Below are 21570 nucleotides of genomic sequence, written 5' to 3' on the forward strand. Positions count from 1 at the left end.
ATCACACCTCACATCAGTCCTATTCGGGTTGCAATCTCGTGTGCCGATTCAGGCTCTTCGAATGCCAGGATTGCTTTTTTCGTGCCCTTCATAGTTGTCATGGTCCGCACGGACTTTACTTTGAACCCGTACAGTTTTTCAACATCCTCTACGATCTGCTTTTTGTTTGACCTGGTATCCACGATAAACTGGAGCTTGTTTTCGTCAAGCAACATCATCGCTTTTTCAGTAACAAAAGGATATTTGATGGAATTCATTGGAATGCACCCTCCAGCTTCTCAATTGCAGATTCTGTCCAGATAGTAAGGCGCCCTGCATGAGTACCCGGTGCGAGCAGCTCGGCATTCAGTGAATTCACTGTTACGACGTCTACCCCGGACAGGTTTCTTGCAGCTTTCAGGATAGGAGCATTTTCCCCTGCGACAATCAGGATGCTCTTTTTGTGCTTGTATTTCCTGCCTCTGAGCTTACCGCGGCCGGCTCTGATGTGCCTTCCGTATTTTGCCCTGAGAACGTCTTCGTAGACTCCGACAGCCTGCAGGAAGTCTATTACCTGCTTTATTTTATTCAGGTCTTCAAGAGCGTTTTCTGTAACAATCGGAAGCTCGGCTTCAAAGATATGGCCTCTCAGGCTTACGAGAGTCGGGTCCCGGGTTGCTGCTATTGCAGAGCGAATTGCATAGCGACGTTCCTTAGTGTTGACTTTCTCGCTTCTGTCAGCTTCGGGTTTTGGCGGGTGGGCTCTTCTTCCGCCTCTTGCGTGCGGGACTCTTGCAGCTCTGCTGCTATTTATAAGCCTTGGAATCTGGGCAACACCCCTTCCGGATCCCCAGGATCGTGCAGAAGTATCCATTCCTGCGTAGAGACGGGGACCGTAGGGCTGAAGCCTGTTTGCCTGTGCCGCAAGCACTGCCTTTTTTATCAGGTCAGGGCGGTAATCCACATCAAACACGTCAGGAAGCTCAATTTCCCTGACAACCTTCCCTGTAAGGTCTATTGTTTTTGCTGTAGCCATTTAACTTCACCCCTGCTTGGATTCCCTGCTTATGTGAAGGATATTCGGTTCGCCAAGGTCAGCTTTCTTTGCCCTGATAGGGTCTCTGAGTCTGATAAGCCTCTTGGAAGGTCCGGGAACACTGCCTTTGATCAGCACATACTCCCCACGGACAAGGCCGTAGTTCAGGAAACCGCCGTCAGGAGTGATTTCTGCCCCGTCGGATCCGATCTTAAGGATGCGCTTGTTGAACTCGGTCCTCTGGTGATATCCCATCTGACCCATCTGGGGAACTCTCCAGGAAACATGAGCAGGATGCCAGGGACCAAGAGTACCGATCTGCCTGAGGCTGCCCTGCCTGGAGTGCTTGCCTTTCATCAGCTGGATACCCCAGCGCTTGACAGGACCCTGGGTACCTTTTCCGATGGTAATTGCGGCTGTGTCAACAAGTATTCCGGTCTTGAAAACGTCAGTAACTCTTACAAGGGTACCAAGAATCGACTTTGCGTACTCGAATTTGGTGTTGAGGTCCCTGGCGCTAATTCCGGATTCCATGATATCGGGCGTCTTTTTAGGGACACCGGTAAGACTCTTTGGCAGGGTATAGGTAACTGCCCTGATATCACTTACTTTGCCTTCGTCGATCAGTTTCCCAATCGTTTCAAGGGTTTCGGCCAGGTTCTCAGCTGCCGGTACATGGATCCTGCGTTTGAGTTCAGGATCGAGATCTGCTGCCCATACCTCTGCGATTGCCTTTTCCCCGGTGCTGTCTTCTGTGTAAGCCCGGATTGCTGCAACCCTTATTGCAGGAGTTTCGATGACAGTCACCGGCACGGAAATTTCCATACCCTGGGTAAGGCTGTACTTTATGTCATCAACCATGATCACGTGGGTCATCCCCACTTTGTACCCTGCAAAACTCTGTAACCTTGGTTCACCTGTAGCTTCCGGCCAGGCCCTGAACCGTGGAATGTGGCTCTTTGCCCTTTTGCGCGGACTGAATGCGAGGGAACCTCGTTTTGGTCGGTGTATGCTTGCCATATTTCTACTCCGTAAATTTCAATTGAAATACCAGCCCCTCCGGTCGGCACAACTTGAGTGGCAAAAGAAAAACGCACTGGATTCCCCGAACGCTACCAGGTGGGGGAGGGATGACTTTCAGACCTGCCTGGCAAGAATTGCCTCGAGCAGACCAGAGCTTTATGCTCCCGGTACCCTAATTCCTTCAGGCATCTGCAAATATCCGATCCTCTTCCTAGCTTGTCTAGCAGGAGCATACGCTTAAAGGACCGATTTCACGATCCTGGCAGACCCAAATCCAGGCATCCGGCCCTGATTTGAAACATTCAGTAATCTGATTTGAAACTTCAGTATTCAGTAACCTGATTTGAACTCAGTAACCTGATTGAAACTTCAGTATTCAGTGACTGCAACCGCGGCTCATCGAAAACCTGAACAGTTTCGTGCGATTTTAGGCGCCGTAACGGCGCCAAAAGCGGGCGTTTCAAAGCATTGGCCCTTTGACACTCATGTTGATCCGACTTTTCTCACTGGTTTATCTTCAATGCAGGAAATTCTACCGAATCAACGGCAGAAACCCCATCTTTCCTGGGAACTTCCAGGAAGTTAGCATTAAGCATCACATTGATATGATTAGATAATTTCAAGCAATAAAGTGCATGAAATCTCCATCTCGGATGTACTTTGCCTTTAAATAGCACATCTAATATATAAAGCCTTTGTAGGAAAAAAGGGGAATTTTGAAAGAAGAATCAGTCACAGGTGAGAAAAAAGTAGATAAATCACAAGTTTAGAGTTCAGAATTATTGGATCTAAGAATTGAAACATGGAATCCAGCCATAAAAATGCCAACCACAATTAATAACCAAATCGGGATTTAAAAGTCTGATTAGAAGATACAAGAATGGTATATTATACATAGCCATTTACAGAAAGAAACTTGAAAATATAGTTGCTGTAAAATTGAAAAATAAAAGCAGAATTGCAAGATTAAAAGAACTGCTAAGAAGTTGACTTCATATTAGGATTTGAAAGGTTTTCTTTTTAAAGATACAACACTGGACTGGACCTACTAACTTTTATCAACAACTTTATTCGTCTTTTGAGTGAAAGTGATATGTAATATCATAAGAAGTGAACTACCTCTCTAAAGACTTGAGGGTGAACGCTTCTTCCTGGAAATAACCTCTCCTAAAAAATTACTGGCATAATAGCCGGGATTTCGTGAAATGTTTTGCATTATAAATCCAGGAATATCAAAAAGCAAAACACATAAGTCATGATGATATATCTGCACATTATCCAGAAATTATGTAACCAGTAGAATGGTAGATAAAAACGCTGAAAAAGGAGATTAAAAAAATTGCTTTCTGATGGAGTTGCTCTCTTGAGATTCATTTTTACTTTTGTCCAGATGTTGAAGAATAGAAAAATGCTGAAATTTTTTTTCTGGCTTCCCGTGTTTCTGTGTCTGATCGCCTTTCCCGTAACTGCCGCAACTAATAATTGGGAACTTATCCCTGAAAACCCTGTCGTTGGGGATATTATAGAGATAAAGGGAACCGATTTTACGGGAGAGACAGCGGAAGTGCAGGTGACGTTTGAAAAAGATATCCCTGTCTCGGACGGCAGGTACGAATATTTGCTTGAAGGCGTAACAATCCCGGACTTTAACAACCGCTTTACTGTGAAGGCTACAGGAGCTGATGACCTGAACTTGAGGGTAAAGATGCTACTGTGGGTAACCAAAACTGGAGAGGCAAAGGACGGGGCCACCACCGTTTCTCAATCAAATGTCCCTCCAGGAACATACAAGATCAAGATCGACGGAAAAGCAAGTACCTCAAGCGTCAAAATTAAGATTACGGGGCTCCAGCAGGTCGAGGTGAATTCCGATGGGAGCTTTAGCTATGAATATGATAGTCAATCCATACCTGCAGGCAATTTTGAGGTAAAGGTTGGAGGCGTTGAAAAACAGATCAAACTGCAGCCTGGAGAAAGCCTGCCTTCGGAAATAGTGCCCTCTTCAGAGCAAAAAACTGATCCCGAAAAAGAGGAAACGAAAACAAACGAAACGAAAACAAATGAAACGAAAATAAATGGAACAGAAACTGGAGAAGTGAAAAAAGAAGATTTGCAGGGTTGGAAAGCCTCATATATGCCGATAGCAGGAATCCTGGCAGGAATTGTAGTGTTCCGGTTCTATTTGAGGACAAGGAAATATTAAAAGAAAAAAAGGTTTTTATAAGGCAAAAAAGTCTTTAAAAATATAAAGTTCTTAGAGCGTGTCTTAAAATTCAAACCATTTACACAATTGGATAATAAGCAACGTTAATTTCAAATTCAGATCATAAATTATTCCGAAATTCAGATACACATTGACTTTAAAGATAGTACTTTATCCCAAAGACTTACGCGCTTGATGTATAAAATCAATCACAAGAAACATCATCGTTAAAATTACATATTAGACATATAACAGGTTAATGCCCCCGTTATTCGGTTCGAATGCTTAAGTCTTATCCCAATTGTAGACTCAAATTTAATTTTAAGACAGGCTCGAAGAAATCCTGCAAAATATATTTAATAGGAAACAGATGTTTTAAATAAATACATGAATGTTGGATGGTATTAAATAGAATACTAATTGTATAATTCCTGCTTTATTTGAGAATAAGAAAACATTAAAAAGTACCAGTGGTTTTAGGGTAAAAGAGTCTTTAAAATCTAAAGATCCTTTAGAGATCCTGCAAAATATCTTTAATAGAACACATACTTTAAATAAATATATGAATGTTGAATGGTATTAAATAAAATACTAAATTAAAAGATATTAACAGCTAAAACCCTAAATAAGCAAAAATGTCAAACCGAAGCAGAAAAGCCTGGATAAAGCAGGAATGACAGTAATTAAGGGGTGTAGTAATTGAAGAAAATAACAGGAATGAATGGAATATATAGTAGAAAGTGGAGAGTAACCTGGACGGTTTTGATCCTTGTCTTTTCACTTATTTCAGTATCAGCAGCTTATTCGGTAAAAGATCCCTGGGTTGCATCCATTGAAAAAAATGGCGATAACGTTCTTTTCGCAGACCACAGTGAAAGCCTGACTGAAGGCGGCTGGATTCTTCTTAGCGGAGGAAAAGAAATCCAGCTCCCACAGCCATTTACTTTCACGTATTGCGGAACAGATAACCTGAAAAGCAAAGGAATAAACCTTGAACTAAAATCAGGGACACAGGAGAACAATACTGAGCTCACATTTACATACCCGTATTCCACTCATCCATTTTATACTGTAAATCAGAATGTGAAAATGGATTATAAAGGACCTGCGGTTTTCGGGCAGCAGAAAGTGAACGTTTACCTGATCAAGGGACTCGGCATATCTTCCTTTGGTAAGGCAGTTAAGGAAATCACGGATGAAAAAAACCTGAGTTTAAATTACACCGTGACATCTACAACTCTGGACAAAAACGGTGACCTGTCTGCTCCCTTGCAATTTAAATCTCTTCCTGCAGGCCATTATGGAATCGTAATAACACTTGCAGAAAACGAAAGTACGAAACCTGTCGGACTGGAGAAGAAAGTCCTTTCGGCAACCGGTTTTGAAGTACTGGAATACGATCTGAAAACAAAAGTTGCAAACACTCTGGAAGAAGGCAAAGACCTTGAAGTCAACCTGGATCTGAAAAAGAACACCGAGCCGGAAAACTCCAAATACGGTGCCGTGCTGATAAGTAAAGACGCCTACAGGGCACTGATAGAAGTCAACTCAAATGGCACGAGAGACGGGACTGAAATCTGCTTAAATGGGATTGACATTATCGAAGATTTCGGCATCAATTCCACAAACTTTGAGTCCAAACTCGACAAAGATGAGCTGACAAAGGAAATACAGACCGTTATTGGAGAATGTAATGGTACGATAACTATAGGAGAGAAGGGCCAGAGCACTCTTTCCCTGACAACCTTTGACCTGCCCGCAGGCGACTACTTCCTCTTTACAGGCGCCTATGAAAAAGGCAAAGGCATTACGGGTGTAGACCAGACAGAGCTGAGCATATGTGCTGTAGCAGACAGTTCACAGCCAATTGACTCTGACTCCAGCCTTTCGAATACCCTCCCAGTAGAAGACAAAGCTTCCACTCTTGAGGAAAGCTCCAACCTCAAAACTGCCAATGCAGCTGGAATCGTGGATGCTGGGTCTATTGCAGGAAAAGTAGCAGACATCGTGAAAAACCCTCCTAAAGCTACCTCGTTCTTAGTAGGATTTGCAGGGACGCTCGCAGCTGGGATGGTACTAATGAGAATTAAAAAATAAAACCCGAACAGAAAATCGAGAAATTTAAGATTTGAGGGCTGATTTTTTTACAATTACAGCCTTCAATTTCAAATTTATAATATTTTTGTATATAGATGCTAGGCTTCCTAGTGTATAGGAAATTTAGTTATGAGTCATCATAAGTAAGAAAGGGACTACGGATGAGATCTTTTTTAAATATTAATGCCCTATAATTAAGTTGCCAGGATACTAGTTTGGACGTAAATATTTACGCTTAACTTCTCATACTTTATAATAATGGAAAATCCGGCCAGCCAGAAAAAATGTAATTTTGTAAATAAATTATTTCCTTCAATTAGTCTTTTGGAGCTAGCGGACCCCGTGCTGTTGCGATTACATCTTAACTCCCAGAAAACCTCCGATTTCCTGTGATCCCGAAGTGGAACTCGGACGGCGCAACTAGGGCGGAACGACTCAGGTGAGACCCAATTCTGGAAAGAAAAGATACATCCGTGTTTTCTTTATTCCTTGTTCTTCGGCATCTTCCTGGTTTAGCTTTTATTTTGGGATTAGAAAGGGTAATCAGTCAGAAAATTGAGGCAAATAAATAAGTAATTCATTGATATGAAAATTTTATATTCCGTTACAGATATAGCTTTAAGATTATTTTCACATTATTTTTTTGTCCGCAGGATCATTCTACCTATTAAAATGCCTTCATTAAAAACCAGAAGTACCATTGTTATATTTTAAGGAACTATAACTTCAGCACGTTTTTTCCTTTCTTAGTTATGCACTGGTAGCCTTTACCCGTTCTAAGCTCGTTACCCATCTGTGTGATTTCCTTTCAAAAGCCATCGTACAAAAATTATTAGAGAAAGTTTTAAGGATGTAACCTCAAATTTTAAGAAATTCTGCTGATAAGTATAAGGATAGGCATAAATATAAAATAAATAAAAGTTTAGAATATAAATCTGTTAAATGTGAGTTTAGATTCGAGATGCAAATGCTAACATTTAAAATCGAAAGAACGCATTGACATAGTGCGGCATGTCACCATTCGGGCTCTTTAGAGGTTTAAGAAGAATTTTCTCCTAGAGGAAATATATGAAGATAATTATATAAATTTAGTGGATTCACATTATGATATAATGATGGAACTATAGGAAACAATTATATAAAGTTAGTGAATTTATATTGAGGCATGATAAAAAAATAATAATAATAATAATAATAATAATAATAATAATAATAATAATAATAATAATAATAATAATAATAATATCCAGGCTAGCTTTTGGTAAAACAAATATATAATTGTGTAATTGAACTGTGATTTTGAAAAAGCTATCCTGAAGATATAATAAAAAGCAAATCCAAAAAAGACATCATGCGGCTAAATAGTTTTCAAATCCGCTCCCGCATGCAGCTGTACATTCCCAAGAAAGTTCCAAAACGTCCTGCGTTTTCAGACTGCATCTATCCATATATTATACTACTTGCCGCATTTCTGGCAGGAAAAAAGAAAGTAAAGAACAGAATCTGGGAAAAAAGTCGTTCAACCTTCACCTGATTCAACTCAGAAAGAAATTATAAAATAGGAAATCAGGAAAAGAAGAGAAACTTATTTAATTTTGCAAAACAGTTTATATAAAGGAAAATCGAGCGAAAGGATAAAATGCATTAGAAAAAAGTACTTACTTCCCTTAAAGAGAGATATAGTCTTTGATTACAACCAGCTTTGATATAACCCGGATGACCTGTATGACTGGAAGAAAAGTTTCCTCAGATCTCTTGATTGTTATGGGGCTCGTGCTCCTTACAGATATCTTTGTGCTCACACCCGGACTAAGTGAAACTGTACTCCGGAACATACTTGGACTTCCCCTTGTGCTTTTTCTGCCGGGGTATGCTCTGATTGCAGCTCTATTTCCTGCAAAATCCGACCTTGACGGGATCGAAAGGACTGCTCTTTCCTTCGGGCTGAGTATTGCAGTCGTGCCCCTAATTGGACTTGGTCTTAACTATACTCCATGGGGGATCAGGCTCCTGCCAATTCTTATAAGCCTATCAGTTTTCACCTTTATGATGTGCGGGCTTGCATATCTCAGACGAGTAAAGCTCCCTGAAAATGAGGCTTTCAATGTTTCCTTCAAGGCAGCTGTATTTTCGCTCAAAGCTGAAGTTATGGAAAAATCGGAGTCAAAGCTGGATAAAGTACTTACTGTTTTCCTGATTCTGTCCATTCTCTTGTCTGTCGCAACCCTTGTGTATGTAGTAGTAACCCCAAAAGAAGGAGAACATTTCACCGAGTTTTATCTTCTCGGACAGGAAGGAAAGGCAGACAATTACCCCACAAATTATACGCTCGGGGATAATGGAACTGTAATTGTAGGAGTTGTGAACCACGAATACAGGCCAGTAAATTACACAATGCAGGTAAAGCTTGAAAACAGATCCCTGCCGGAAAATATGCAGCAGATAAAGCTTAATCATAATGAGACATGGGAAAACCCAATTACGCTCAATCCTCCAGTTGAGGGAAAGAACATGAAGCTTGAGTTCCTGCTTTTCAACGATACAGACAGCAGTGTACCCTACAGGGACCTCCATCTCTGGATAAATGTAAATGCAACAACAGAAACTAAAGGTTCAGAAGTCCAGACTGCGGAAGAAAAAACTGCACAGAATCAGACAGTTAAATCCACAGCTTGAAAACCTTTACATGCAAATTTAAGCTAAATACTCTGTAACCTTAGAATAAGCGAAACTCGGCAACGTAAACATGAAGACAAGAGAATAAAAACTTAATTAATTCCAGTTTTAAAACTTAATTCATTCCAGTTTTCCAAAGATTAACAAAACTTAACGCTTATCATCAAAAGCAGTTAACTACCAACAAAGCCTTATATAAAATTTACAATAAAGGCTTGTAAAGTATCAGGTCTGCGCAAAATTTCTAATGATCTATTGTAAGAATCGGTAAAAAACTTGTAATAAGAGGTACACAGTAGATCTGAACTTGTCCCGATTAAAAAAGGAGTAATTTCCGTGAAAAATTTAATTAATTTTCATAAAAGGCGAAAAGAACCGAATCTTCTGATAAGCGTCTTAGTTCTGATTCTGACTTTGCTGGTAATTTTTCCTGGAGTTGCATCCAGTAGTAATTTAGAGTCATCTTCTTCTCCACAGATAGGGCATGTTCAAGAGCAGATATCTACCAAAGCCCTGGAGGAATCCGGAGATTCCAGAGTTACTTCAGTCTCGTATGGAAATCTAGGACTTTTCCAAAAAATAGGACAATATATAGATATTGTATATACGCTTGAAGGAATTGTAGTAGCAATCCTGATCCTTATTTTGTATCGACGCATGACTATGGAAGAGCTAAAAAAATTCACAAAAAATCCTCTGAAAGGCCTCTATTCACGTCAAACCTGGGAAATAAGCAAAACTGAGGAAACTGACCAGGAAAAATCCGAGATGAGGAGAATCAGGCTTTTTACTGCAGTTCCAATTCTATTCATAGCCTTTGCTGAACTTCTTCTCTTTTCAGGCAGGAATGGGGCAGCTGTCTGGATTCACATTATAACTTTGATTGCACTTTCTCTTTCCAATTTATACATAAAAGATCCTAAAATACACAACATCTACCAGTCCCTGATGCTTCTCCCAGTCCTGAGGCTTGTAAACCTTTCAATGCCTGTCTTTTATGATAAAACCCTTTATACCTTCATTTTTGTCTACGGCCCCCTGGCGATCCCGGTGGCAGTTATAATAATGAATCAACGGAAGGTTTTAGAGCAGATTGGAATTTCCCGAAAGAATATTGGAGTCTATATGATTCTTTCGATTCCTCTGGGCTTTCTGGTTGGACTCGGAGAATACCTGACCATCCGCCCACAGTCCCTGATCCCTGACCTCACTTTTGAAAGTCTGCTTATACTCTCCATTATTATGATTTTTTTTGTGGGTCTTGTTGAGGAGCTTATTTTCAGGTCAATCATCCAGACCAGGCTCGAGCAAGCGCTCAGTGCCATTGAATCCATCTTAATTACAAGTTTCCTGTTCGGACTCATGCACTCAGGGTACGGCACCTTCTATGAAATTCTCTATACAGGCTTTGTAGGATTATTCATGGGTTTTGCCTTCTACAAAACAAGGAGCCTTCCCTTTGTTGCTGTACTGCACGGCTTAGTCAATGTTTTCCTTTTCGGGATCCTGCCCTATTATCTAAGCGGCTGGGCAGGATTCTGATTATTTATCAAAAATCATTTTGCAATATTAACTCTTAAATATTTTAAGGTTGCATTTTCTTGGCGCTATCCAAGTTTCTTTTAGTTATCACAGCTAATATATTATTTGTTTTATCTCAACATGTAGGTACAAAATCAGATACAGTACATGTTGACTGAAGTTTTCTTTATATAATTAAGCCATATTCGACAGATCGACATTAAGATATGGATATTTTCATGAGAGCGTTTTTCAGACATAATATAAATAATTAGTATATTTGAAAATGATTAACTTATGGCCCAAATCTCACTACTTACATAAGTAGCGAACCATTTTTGCAATAATGTTTAGTATAAGAGGTGATCAGTTTCCCTCAACACAGTCTCAGTAAAAATGCTCGGACAAAAATAAGTTACTTGCCGAATGTAGGATTAAGAGTCTAATGCTATTGATTTTTAGCTCAGTCGCATAAGTCATTCGCGTTTCATAATTTTTCAATTCCTTTTGATTCATAGCGCTCTCTGCCTGCCCAGAAGTCTGGGAAATAATAAACCTTAAGCGACTTACAGATGGGCTTGAGAATTAAAGAAAATTATGCAAAAAAGTTAAAAACCGCCATATAAAGAGTTGAATAAATAATTTAGAAAGAAGAACTGGACAGAAAATCTCAAGACAAATATCAAAAAATAAAGATATGATAATAGCTGATCTCTATAAAAATAGAAATTTATAGAAGAGATCCGGAAGCCCGGAATCAGATAATCATAGTAACTTTGAAGTAGAGAATCGCTACAAAACTGAAAAGCAAAGGCAGGATTGCCGCGTTAAATGAGCTACTTAGGTTTTTGCTCCACTTTCCAGACGCTGAAAGAATCACCTTTAAAGAAAGGAGAGCTATTAATCCAACAACAACTGCAGCCCCATATTGAGGAAGACCGGGGACTGTAATCATAGAAACTGCGCTCGAGGACGCGCTCGAAGAAACAATGGAGATACTGCTTAGCAACATAGAGACACCTTCTGAACTATAACCTACAAACAAATATTGTATAACCAGTGGAATAATAAATAACCATTGGAATGACAATACACCATTGAAGTAATAATACAATGTAGTATAAAAAATTATTCATTTAATAATGTGAAGAGACTTCTAACTCTAGACGAATTAAACAGTCTATCGATGATGATCAACTACGACAAACAGATATAAGAGGAATAGATGTGCAATCAACACAACTATTCAAATAGCACAACTTTCACAGGAAGTTATTTCTTCACCGCAAATTAGCAGGAAAAGAAATTTAACATTCCTCTACCTTTTTCCTTCCCATTTCAAAAGCCCTGAGGTTTACTTCAACTGTTTTTTGCGGCACAAGGGCTTTAACGCTTTCAAGCAGGGTTTCTTTTGGAATCGGCAGATAACCTGAAACTGCCCCCACCATCACTACATTCATTGCAAGCCTGCTCCCGGCTTCAAACGCCAGTTCATCGGCGTTGAATGCTTTGACTATGTATTTTTCAGAAAGGACGTCAAGTATATCCGAAACCTCAGGGTATTTTGCAAGGCCTGAAGTGACAGTAACAGAGAGTACGGTCTGAGTATTTACTATGACAACTCCCCCATCTTTCAGGAAATCCAGGTACCGGACTGCCTCCATGGGCTCAAAGGCAAGCATAAGGTCTGCACCTTTTTTCGGGATCATGGACCCGAAATCTTCCCCTATGCGGATGTGGTTTACAACCGAACCTCCACGCTGGGCCATTCCGTGGGTTTCCGCAGCCCTGATAGGCAACCCTGCAGCAACTGCGGCTTTTCCGATAATATCCGAAGCAAGGATTGCACCTTGCCCCCCGACTCCTGTGATAAGGAGGTCGAATTTCTTTTGCTCAACCAGACTCATTTCTTCACCTCCAGGATGGCTTCAAACTTACAGATCTGGGCGCAGACCCCGCACCCACTGCAAAGAGCAGTGACTACAGCGCGTTTGCTTTCCTCATCAAACTCAATTGCAGGGCATCCGAACTTTACACATTGCTTGCAGCCTTCGCATTTTTCAGGGTCAACGACATATGTCATCCGACATATGCCCGCTCTTTTTCCGGAGATCACACAGGGCTGCCTGGCAATAACCACGGCTGTGCCTTCAAAATTTTTTGCTGCCCTGAAAGCTTCCTGGGTTTCTTCAAGCTTGTAAGGGTCAACAACAGATACGGATTCTGCTCCCATGGCTTTGCAGAGTTCGGCAAGCGAGACCTGTACATTTGGCTCTCCTGTCACTGTAAAACCGACACCAGGGTTTGGTTGGTGCCCTGTCATGGCCGTAATGCGGTTGTCTAAAATCGTAACTGTGATATTTGCTTTATTGAAAATTGCGTTAAGAAACGAGTTCATGCCTGTGTGGAAAAAAGTTGAGTCCCCTATAGAACAGCAGATAGGGCGCTTTTCCCCGGCATGGTAAAGTCCTGAGGCAATACTGATGCTTGAGCCCATACAGAGCGTTGTCTCAACAGTCCCGCTCTGGATTCCCAGAGTATAACAGCCGATGTCGCTGGGATAAATAGCATCCTTTCCAAAGACCTTTTTCATGGAATAGAAGGTTGCCCTGTGAGAGCAACCTGCACAAAGGGCAGGCGGACGAGGGGCGAGCTCAAGAGTCGTGCCTGAAGGTTCAGGTTCTATGCTAAGGCCAAGGACTTTCCTGAGAGCCTCAAGGAAGGCATTTACGTCCAGTTCCCCTTCCCTGGAGACAAAACCGCCTGTTTTCCCTAGAATAGAGACGTTAAGACCTGCTTCCTGCGCAATCATCCTTACCTGTTCTTCCACAACAGGCTCAAGTTCCTCGAACACAAGGACAGTATCCACAGTTTTAAGCAACTCAAGAATCAACTTTCTCGGAACCGGATAAGCTCCGATCTTCAGGAAAGAAGCTTCAATCTCAAGTTCTGCAAGAGCTTCTTTTGCATATACCGAGGCAATACCTGCGCCTATTACCCCCAGTTTTGCGCCGGGTTTCACTTCCAGGGAATTCCAGGGAGATTCGGTAAGGGCATCTTCAATGGGTTGCTGGATAGAGAGGAGGTGGGTATGGCGTGTACGGGCATTTTTGGGCAGCATGACCCAGCGGTCGAGAAGTTTTTCAAAATAGGGAGCCGGTTTTTCTACGGGTATCTCCCCGAGTTCGATATCCGATTTCCCGTGCGAGATCCGAGTTGTAGGCCGAAAGACCACAGGAATTTCGAATTTTTCGGAAAACTCGAAGGCATAGGGAAGCATATCCTTGGCTTCCTGAGGGGTTGAGGGATCAAAACAGGGTACAAGGGCAAACTGGGCATAACGCCGTGTATCCTGCTCATTCTGAGAGGAATGGCACGAAGGATCGTCGGCTACGATTGCAATCAGCCCGCCTTTTGTCCCTGCATAGGCAAGAGTCATAAAAGGATCGGCTGCAACATTCAGCCCGACGTGCTTCATAGTCACTACAGAGCGGACCCCTGCCCAGGCGGCCCCGACTACAACCTCCATTGCGACCTTTTCGTTAACAGACCATTCAATATGGTAGTCCCGGTCTTCCCGGCATGCAAGCGTATCTATAATCTCCGAGGAAGGGGTTCCGGGATAGCCTGCAATAACCTGCACGCCTCCTTCGAGAAGCCCGCGGGCAATTGCCACGTTTCCAAGCATGTACTCACGCATTGTCATAATTATTGTCTCCAGAATTTAAACAGGGAAAATGGATCTATTATATAGTTTATTCGGATACTTGATTCCCTAAATTGTCAGAATATTTTATTCAGTACAATTCATTAAATTTATTGTTCCGTGAATAGTTATCGGAAAACAGGCAACAGTAACATAAAGGTAATGTTACCTTGATGAAGTTCCATATAATAACGTCTGCCGTTAGGCAAACTAAGTAAAACTTTGCATTATCCAAAGAACATGATTAATAATATACTTTCGGATTATGGGAGTCGGCGAAACATCTCAGATACAGTTCCTCTTTACAATTTCGACTCTGGCTCTCTAAGATTTACATATTCCGGACCAGTCATGAGTATCCCCGATTAAAATCACCTGAAAAAAGCCCGCTGAGAAAAATAAAAAGAGTGGATTAATACCTGACATGTTCCAGAAACTCTGCAAGCTTTGCAATTTCTTCCAGCTCAATGTCAAGTTCTTCGCCTTTAAGGGAAGCTTTAAAAAGTTCTCTTTTTGCCGGGATTTCAGCCACTACGTTTGCGCAGTTCACAGAATTCAGCATTTCTTCCCTGATATCAGGCTCAACTCTGTTAAGCACAAAATAGACGCTGCATCCGCACTGGCTGCCAAACTCATCAAACTTTTTCGAAAGCTTGAGGGACTCGTAGGAAGGGTCGACAACTACGAGAATCAGGTCAAAGTCCTTATCAACCCCGCGCCCGAAGTGCTCGGTGCCAGCTTCCGTATCCACAATTACCACATCATTTTTTCCAAGGTCGAGGTTTTCAAGAAACTCCCTGGTCAGGACACCCATTGGACAAGCACAACCCTCCCCAAAATCATGAATTTTACCAACAGCCATCAGCCGGATTCCTTCTTTTTCTTCCACAAACTCCGCCGGGAGGTCGGAAAAACCCCACCTGTTCTTAAAAAACCGGGACTGCTGCTGCGCTGGCTTCCCTGTTGAATTCTCATTGGCTGCAAGCCCCCAGAACTGAGTAGTCTTGGGAGATTTCTGCTTTTCTTTAAATCCCTTCTTCCCCCCAAAATACTCCATAAGATCCTGGGGAGCTACCATCCCCAGCTGGCTGTGCAGTCCATAATTGGACTCGTCAATATCAAGTACAAGCACGTTTTTCGTTTTTGCCATCTGCTTTGCCAGGAGAGCAGAAATCGTACTTTTTCCGCTTCCTCCTTTTCCACACACTGCTATTCTCATATTCAGTTCACCTACTCCAGTAATTAATTCTGCTGAATTAAAAACGCTTCCTTTAAACATTCGCCCAAAAGAAAGGAGAAGAAGGAAAAAGAAGGAAAAAGAAAGGAGAAAAAGAGAGAAAGAGGAAAAAGAAAGGGAGAAGAAAAGAGAAGAAAGGGAGAAGAAAAGAGAAGAAAGGGAGAAGAAAAGAGAAGAAAGGGAGAAGAAAAGAGAAGAAAGGGAGAAGAAAAGAGAAGAAAAGAGAAGAAAGGAAACAAAGGAGAAAGGAAACGAAGGAGTGAATATCAGATATTGAGAAAAAAGTTCCGTTTTTAAATGGAGATTAACATGTGATCGTGGGAGGGTAAACGATCCGATAAAAAATCATCTCTGTTTTTGGTATATGGGATGTAACTGGGGTGAGCGATTTCCCCATAAATAATTATGAACCTTTAGTATATAATTGCGCATGTTTTGATTCTTTTTGCAGTAATTCTGGTATCAGGTCGAGTATTTGAGCTCTAATTATAAACATAGAACCTATCCTAAAACTTCATCTAATCTCATAATTGCTGCTAACATTACAACTCCAATGTATGATATTTCTTTGATTTCATATCTTGGAAATACTTTCTTAAATGACTCTATCCAGCTAAAAAACCTCTCTACTGTACTTTTCTTTTTGTATTCTTCCTGATCTACCTCTATTAGTCTTCCTCTCTTCTTATTCTCCTGATTTCTCTTGTTTACTGGTATATTGGACTTTATTCCTCTTTTTCAGTTATATATTCTAATCTTAGCTGTATCATACATAGCTACAGAGAACGTCTTTCCACGTACAACCTGTCATAACGACGTACAAAATGCCGTTCATTAACTTTCGTATCTGCACGTGACCTTCCTGTATGTGGTTTTTGAGGAGGAAGATAAGGTTTTATAAATCCCATAGAACGTCACTGATTTCATAGAATACATAAAAAGAAAGGTATAATTTCAATATAATATTAGTTTCAGGATAGGGCTCATCAATAAACATAAGATCCGTGATTCTGATAAACCCACAGCTTTGACATGACTATCGTCCATCCCTCAACTGAGCCATACCGGGCTTTCGCCGCCGACAATTGACGAAGGCCGGTATCTATGTTTTACCCGAGTCTGCGGCTCCGCACGATTAGGCCCCACGTAAATCCAATTGTCTTTGTGATATTATAACCGGGCAAGTACGGCGTACTGACAAGTAAGAGTTATTGAAGGATACGCACCTAATGGTACGGCTTTTTACTACCGAGTTACTCAATTTTTTTGGAACCGATCGGTATAAATACTATGTCATCTACCGATATATCGATTGTCGATAAGTAGGGATACAAACCATGGAAGAAAAAATGTGTACAGAGATCAGGCGGTCTTTTCTCAAGTATATCGTGCTGAAAATTATTAAGGATAAGCCTACTCATGGCTATGACATCATCAAGAGAGTCGAGCTCCTCTCAAACGGGCGCTGGACTCCGAGTGCAGGTTCAATCTACCCAATCCTGGAGGGACTTGAGTCAAAAGGCTTTATTCAGAGCGAGGGGATCGAACGCAGGAAGGTATACACGATCACCCCCAAGGGAGTGGCTGGGCTAGATCGCATGACGCAGGAGAAACTGGAACTCCTGAATGAAATGTCTCGGATCATCAACAGTGTGACTGAAGATAATGATAATAGTGATACCGACGGGACGGGCGACAATATCCAGAGCGTTGTGCAGCAGTCTGAGGAGACGCATGACTGCGGTCCTAGGACTCTAAAAACAGATGAAGATAGAAGGTAATAAATTGAGTAAAAATAGCAATTTGATAGATAAAGTATCCACTGGAGGATCTGGGGACAATATTTCGTACAAGTGGATTGCATTGTTCAATGTGACCCTGTCATCGCTGATGGGCACGATAAACGGCAGCATTATCCTGGTCTCGCTGCCTGCGATATTCAACGGCATCCATATTAACCCGATGGCTCCGAATGCATTCCAGTACCTGTTGTGGATCCTGATGGGCTATGGTCTGGTAACGGCGACATTGCTTCTCAGTATTGGTCGGCTGGCTGACATTTATGGCCGGGTAAAGCTCTTCAGGCTAGGCTTTCTGATCTTTACCATCGGTTCAATCCTGCTCTACCTGACGCCTAGCACAGGCAATACTGGCGCGCTGGAGCTAATTATTTTCAGGCTCATACAGGCTGTTGGCGGAGCATTCACCATGGCGAACGGTGCAGCCATTATCACAGACGCATTCCCGGTCAGCGAGAGGGGCAAGGCACTAGGCATAAACATGGTCGCCATCATGTCGGGCCAATTCATCGGCTTGCTACTGGGTGGCATACTGGTTACGTACAACTGGCGCTATGTTTTCCTGGTCAATATTCCATTCGCCGTTCTCGGAACAGTATGGTCTTACTGGAAGATGAAGGAGGTTTCGTTCCAGGCGTCCAAGACAAGTATCGATGTTGTGGGCAACCTGGTCTTTGTCGGCGGGCTGACCTCGCTTCTGGTCGGCGTCACATATGGCTTGATGCCTTATGAACACAATGGCATCACCGATGCGATGGGCTGGAGCAGCCCCTGGGTGATAGCTGCAATCGTTGTCGGACTACTGCTGCTAATTAGTTTCCCATTTGTAGAGAGTAAGGTGAAGAACCCCGTATTCCGACTGGAGTTTTTCAGGATCCGGGCTTTTGCCTACGCGAATATCGCCAATTTCACTGCAGCTATTGCGCGAGGTGGTGTCATGTTTATGCTCATTCTACTGCTGCAGGGTATCTGGCTACCTCTCCACGGTTACCGCTTCGAGGACACGCCTTTATGGGCAGGTATCTACATGCTGCCCATGACCCTGGGCTTTGTAGTCATGGGGCCAATCTCCGGGATACTCTCGGATAAGTATGGGCCCCGATGGATTGCCACTGCTGGAATGGCTATCGTGACACTGGTCTTCATCGGGCTCGCGTTGCTTCCGTATAACTTTGACTACTGGGAGTTAGGAATACTGATCTTCTTCATGGGCATCGGCAATGGGATGTTCAGCTCTCCTAATAGCTCATCGATAATGAATTCCGTGCCACCTGAGGATCGGGGCGTCGCGTCGGGCATGATGTTCACACTGTCGAACTCGGCCAATACGTTGAGCATGGCCGTATTCTTCACTATCGTGATAGTGGGTATTCAGGAAACTTTTCCGGGCGCGATCCAAAGCTCGTTCGCCAGCTTTGGGTCTTTACAGATTACCTCTGCTGTGCAACAACTTGCGGATCATCTGGCCGCCATGTCACCAACCAACGCACTGTTCTCCGCCTTCCTGGGCTACAACCCTATGGATTCAATCCTCGGTGCAATAGACCCCAGCATCGTAAACTCGATACCGCAACAGATCGTGACCACGTTGAAGAGCAATTACTGGTTCCCGAAGACACTGCAGCAGGCATTCATGCCAGCGCTGCGGATTTCTTTCATAATCGGGGCTGTATTCTCAGGCATAGCTGCGGCGCTATCGGCGATGAGGGGAGAACGGTACGTGCACGAAACTAACTGCCCGGCCAACGATGTGAGCATAAGTGGTTTTCCGGGAGAAAAAGAGAGTACCCGGGACTGATAGTGACTAACCGGCGTCTGGAAAAGAGCGACTGTGGCAGCTTCAAATTGAAGAATATATTGAGGCTCGAATTGATGGTTGCATGAATGTCAAATCTCTCAAGGAACCGTATTTAGTCAATTACCCCTGAGCTAAAGACTCAGGGGCTTTCTAACAAGCTATAATTGACCAGATCCGTTTTAGAGCAAAAATAGAAACTAAAAAACTACTTAAACGTTTTAAAAAACGCTTTAATGAAGAAAACATCTATGAATACCGGAGACAGAGAGTGGACGAATAACCGATTGAATTAGTCAACTTCTCACGCTAAAGCATCGACGCTTGCGTTTCTAGGTCTGAGTTTTCCAAGCAGAACACAATAGGCAGGTTGACTACTGCCCTAAACATTATATTTTTTAAAGCGTTGAAATCAGCATTTTCAGTATGACCACCTTCAAGGCAGGAAAAAGAGGCTTTTGTTGGCAGTGTCACGAATTTGCTGTAAATTTGAAGTCAAGTTTTTGTGTACTATGGGGAAAATTGATCTTCTGATATGGAATAATCTACCCAATAACTTCTGGAGATTTGTGGTTTTACAGAAAAACCAGCCACTACCCCTGTGTTTCTCTGTTTTTCCTATCAGTATAACCACAAGCAGATTATAGTTAAACTAAACCTGCCCTGTCTGTATAAGTGTAGTTTTCTAACGCATAAAAGTATGAAGTACTCAATTTTAGTGCCTCAGAACTCATAGGGCTCATCATGAAATCAGCCAAATTTTTCATCACAGGCACTCGATTAATGTTCAGACAATATGCACGGTTAATATAAGAAATATGTTTCAGAAAAATATTATTCAGTTTTCGCCCCTGAGCTCGGCCTCGATCTCAGCAGCAATCTCGCAGGCAGCTTCTTTTGGAGATTCTGCCTTATAGATGCTTCTTCCCACAATCACCCAGTCTGCGCCTGCAGCAATCACATCTGAAGCTTTTCCTCCCTGGGCGCCCACTCCGGGCGAGATGATAGTAAGTTTGTCTCCGATAAGTTTTCTAATCCTCTTTACTCTTTCCGGTCTGGTCGCCGGGGCAACAAGGCCGAAAGCTCCTGCTTCAGCAGCCATCTTTGCAATCGCTTCTGCGACAGGCTGCATGAATTCGGCTCCGCCGGGGTGGCTCATTTCACTTACAACGAACACGTCTTTCCTGTACTCGGAAGCAACTTCAATGCAAGCATCAAGGCTGTCCCTTCCCGTGAAGCCCTGGACAATGACCGCATCGGCTCCTGCTTCAAAGACCTGCTCGCAGATAAGGCGATTGGTATTGGGAATATCGGCAACCTTGAAATCGGCTATGATAGGGGCAAATTCAGCAAGCTCCCTGATAATCCTGAGCCCTGTAGCGAGTATAAGAGGGTAGCCTACCTTTATAGCATCCACAAATTCCCGGACATCTTCTGCAATCCTAATCGCTTCTTTCCTGTCGGTTACGTCCAGAGCAAGAATCACACAGGTATTCCTTTCCATTAAATCACCTCTTTGAAAGACGCGTCCGCACAGCCGCAACCATCAGCGGAAGAGTAATAGTAGCATCTGCGTAGACAGTCACTGATTTTGCGTTTTCCCCAACCTTTCCCCAGGACTGGGCTTCATCAAGGGTTGCGCCGCTCAGGCCCCCTGTCTCAGGGCGATCCATGGTTAACTGGATTGCATAGTCAAAGGCCTTCGGAGTTACAAGCATGGACTGCAAAATATAGTTTTTGGGAACTCCACCCCCAAGCAGCAGGGCACCTGCACTTTCAGCCTCAAAGCAGATTTCCATGAACTCGTGCATATCAGCAAAGGCGTCTACATGCAAAGGATTTCCTTCTTTGTAAAGCCAGGCCTGAAGCCCTATTACCGAATCCTGCAGAGCAGGGCAATACACTGGCACACCCATTTCTGCTGCAGTTTTCAGGATCGAGGAGTCATCACTGAGGTTTTTCCCGATTTCTGTAAGGACCTGCCGGATAGAAAGCTTTTCCTGGGGAAGCCCGGAATAAACTCCCTGTAAAAATTCTTCAAGGTCTGTGAAGTGCTGGTCAGGAAGATAAACATCGTAAATCCTGTCAATACATTCATGTCTTAGCTGGATATCGTTTGCACAGTCCGTACCCTTATAATGGTGAAGGCCCAGAGCTTCAACAGTGTCGTGTACCATATTGGCTCCGGTTGTGACAAGGACATCGATATGACCGTCGCGAATCAAATCCGCAACAATGTTTCTCATGCCTGCCGGAGTCATTGCCCCTGCAAGCCCGAAAAATTTCGTAGTTTTCTCGGAAGCCAGCATCTCATAATAGATGTCCACAGCCTCAGCCAACCTACCTGCTCCAAAGGCACAGCCGCCGTATTCCCTTACAAGCTCATCTGCGGTCATATTCGCAACTATCTTTGCACCTTTGACTGGAGTTGAAAGTTTTTTGTTTGGAGTATTAAAATCCATTCCATTTCCCTCATGAAAAGGTATGATAGGACCATA

General features: G+C 42.7%; 16 protein-coding genes. 7 read left to right on the forward strand and 9 right to left on the reverse strand.

What is annotated here, in order from left to right; all coding sequences use genetic code 11:
- Positions 1–8: 8 nt before the first annotated feature.
- From RG963_RS04275 to rpl3p, 3 genes are read right to left on the reverse strand one after another with little or no spacing between them, the layout of a single operon-like run.
- Positions 9–257 carry a 50S ribosomal protein L23 gene (locus RG963_RS04275; protein ID WP_310575042.1) on the reverse strand — a complete coding sequence of 83 codons (249 nt, stop codon included), beginning with the start codon at positions 255–257 and terminating at the stop codon, positions 9–11.
- Positions 254–1015: a 50S ribosomal protein L4 gene (gene rpl4p, locus RG963_RS04280; protein WP_310575043.1), complete on the reverse strand. Its 762-nt coding sequence runs from the start codon at positions 1013–1015 to the stop codon at positions 254–256. The genes RG963_RS04275 and rpl4p overlap by 4 nt, the downstream gene beginning before the upstream one ends.
- A 6-nt stretch (positions 1016–1021) precedes the next feature.
- Positions 1022–2035, reverse strand: a complete 1014-nt coding sequence (gene rpl3p / locus RG963_RS04285) for a 50S ribosomal protein L3 (RefSeq protein ID WP_310575044.1) — start codon at positions 2033–2035, stop codon at positions 1022–1024.
- A gap of 1411 nt (positions 2036–3446) precedes the next feature.
- Here rpl3p and RG963_RS04290 point away from each other — a divergent pair.
- From RG963_RS04290 to RG963_RS04305, 4 genes are all read left to right on the forward strand, one after another.
- On the forward strand, positions 3447–4241 hold the full coding sequence (locus RG963_RS04290; RefSeq protein ID WP_310575045.1) for a hypothetical protein: 795 nt from the start codon (positions 3447–3449) through the stop codon (positions 4239–4241).
- Between the two features lie 699 nt (positions 4242–4940).
- Complete coding sequence (locus RG963_RS04295; RefSeq protein WP_310575046.1) at positions 4941–6338, forward strand: TIGR04279 domain-containing protein; 1398 nt, start codon at positions 4941–4943, stop codon at positions 6336–6338.
- Positions 6339–8063: 1725 nt separating this feature from the next.
- Complete coding sequence (locus RG963_RS04300) at positions 8064–9014, forward strand: DUF1616 domain-containing protein (protein ID WP_310575047.1); 951 nt, start codon at positions 8064–8066, stop codon at positions 9012–9014.
- A 336-nt stretch (positions 9015–9350) separates the two neighbouring features.
- On the forward strand, positions 9351–10556 hold the full coding sequence (locus tag RG963_RS04305; protein WP_310575048.1) for a CPBP family intramembrane glutamic endopeptidase: 1206 nt from the start codon (positions 9351–9353) through the stop codon (positions 10554–10556).
- 736 nt (positions 10557–11292) lie between these two features.
- Here the strand turns inward: RG963_RS04305 and RG963_RS04310 are convergent.
- The 4 genes from RG963_RS04310 to RG963_RS04325 form a co-directional block, all read right to left on the reverse strand.
- On the reverse strand, positions 11293–11547 hold the full coding sequence (locus RG963_RS04310; protein WP_310575049.1) for a hypothetical protein: 255 nt from the start codon (positions 11545–11547) through the stop codon (positions 11293–11295).
- A 295-nt stretch (positions 11548–11842) separates the two neighbouring features.
- Positions 11843–12442 (reverse strand): indolepyruvate oxidoreductase subunit beta, encoded by a 600-nt coding sequence (locus RG963_RS04315; protein WP_310575050.1) that lies wholly within the window; start codon positions 12440–12442, stop codon positions 11843–11845.
- The gene (gene iorA, locus RG963_RS04320) at positions 12439–14241 is read right to left on the reverse strand and encodes an indolepyruvate ferredoxin oxidoreductase subunit alpha (RefSeq protein ID WP_310575051.1); all 1803 of its coding nucleotides are present in this window, start codon (positions 14239–14241) and stop codon (positions 12439–12441) included. The genes RG963_RS04315 and iorA overlap by 4 nt, the downstream gene beginning before the upstream one ends.
- Before the next feature lie 412 nt (positions 14242–14653).
- Positions 14654–15460 (reverse strand): ATP-binding protein, encoded by an 807-nt coding sequence (locus RG963_RS04325; RefSeq protein ID WP_310575052.1) that lies wholly within the window; start codon positions 15458–15460, stop codon positions 14654–14656.
- Between RG963_RS04325 and RG963_RS04330 the strand changes: the two genes are divergently transcribed.
- The 3 genes from RG963_RS04330 (at position 15345) to RG963_RS04340 (ending at position 19075) form a co-directional block, all read left to right on the forward strand.
- Complete coding sequence (locus RG963_RS04330) at positions 15345–15755, forward strand: hypothetical protein (RefSeq protein ID WP_310575090.1); 411 nt, start codon at positions 15345–15347, stop codon at positions 15753–15755. The genes RG963_RS04325 and RG963_RS04330 overlap by 116 nt on opposite strands.
- A 1060-nt stretch (positions 15756–16815) precedes the next feature.
- The gene (locus RG963_RS04335) at positions 16816–17259 is read left to right on the forward strand and encodes a PadR family transcriptional regulator (protein ID WP_310575053.1); all 444 of its coding nucleotides are present in this window, start codon (positions 16816–16818) and stop codon (positions 17257–17259) included.
- Positions 17243–19075, forward strand: a complete 1833-nt coding sequence (locus RG963_RS04340) for an MFS transporter (RefSeq protein WP_310575054.1) — start codon at positions 17243–17245, stop codon at positions 19073–19075. Before RG963_RS04335 ends, RG963_RS04340 begins: the two co-directional genes overlap by 17 nt.
- Before the next feature lie 835 nt (positions 19076–19910).
- Here the strand turns inward: RG963_RS04340 and pyrF are convergent.
- Complete coding sequence (pyrF, locus tag RG963_RS04345; RefSeq protein ID WP_310575055.1) at positions 19911–20576, reverse strand: orotidine-5'-phosphate decarboxylase; 666 nt, start codon at positions 20574–20576, stop codon at positions 19911–19913.
- A 4-nt stretch (positions 20577–20580) separates the two neighbouring features.
- Positions 20581–21534, reverse strand: coding sequence for a deoxyhypusine synthase (locus RG963_RS04350; RefSeq protein ID WP_310575056.1), 954 nt, complete (start codon positions 21532–21534; stop codon positions 20581–20583).
- Between the last annotated feature and the right edge of the window lie 36 nt (positions 21535–21570).

The organism is Methanosarcina baikalica (assembly GCF_031461075.1).
Lineage (GTDB): Archaea > Halobacteriota > Methanosarcinia > Methanosarcinales > Methanosarcinaceae > Methanosarcina > Methanosarcina baikalica.

Bases quoted from the DNA above. Each gene is read 5' to 3' on its own strand.
- RG963_RS04310 (WP_310575049.1), bottom strand. From the start codon at position 11,547: ATGTTGCTAAGCAGTATCTCCATTGTTTCTTCGAGCGCGTCCTCGAGC.
- RG963_RS04275 (WP_310575042.1), bottom strand. From the start codon at position 257: ATGAATTCCATCAAATATCCTTTTGTTACTGAAAAAGCGATGATGTTG.
- iorA (WP_310575051.1), bottom strand. From the start codon at position 14,241: ATGACAATGCGTGAGTACATGCTTGGAAACGTGGCAATTGCCCGCGGG.
- RG963_RS04300 (WP_310575047.1), top strand. From the start codon at position 8,064: ATGACTGGAAGAAAAGTTTCCTCAGATCTCTTGATTGTTATGGGGCTC.
- pyrF (WP_310575055.1), bottom strand. From the start codon at position 20,576: ATGGAAAGGAATACCTGTGTGATTCTTGCTCTGGACGTAACCGACAGG.
- RG963_RS04350 (WP_310575056.1), bottom strand. From the start codon at position 21,534: ATGGATTTTAATACTCCAAACAAAAAACTTTCAACTCCAGTCAAAGGT.
- RG963_RS04340 (WP_310575054.1), top strand. From the start codon at position 17,243: ATGAAGATAGAAGGTAATAAATTGAGTAAAAATAGCAATTTGATAGAT.
- RG963_RS04290 (WP_310575045.1), top strand. From the start codon at position 3,447: ATGCTGAAATTTTTTTTCTGGCTTCCCGTGTTTCTGTGTCTGATCGCC.
- RG963_RS04325 (WP_310575052.1), bottom strand. From the start codon at position 15,460: ATGAGAATAGCAGTGTGTGGAAAAGGAGGAAGCGGAAAAAGTACGATT.
- RG963_RS04315 (WP_310575050.1), bottom strand. From the start codon at position 12,442: ATGAGTCTGGTTGAGCAAAAGAAATTCGACCTCCTTATCACAGGAGTC.
- rpl4p (WP_310575043.1), bottom strand. From the start codon at position 1,015: ATGGCTACAGCAAAAACAATAGACCTTACAGGGAAGGTTGTCAGGGAA.
- RG963_RS04335 (WP_310575053.1), top strand. From the start codon at position 16,816: ATGGAAGAAAAAATGTGTACAGAGATCAGGCGGTCTTTTCTCAAGTAT.
- rpl3p (WP_310575044.1), bottom strand. From the start codon at position 2,035: ATGGCAAGCATACACCGACCAAAACGAGGTTCCCTCGCATTCAGTCCG.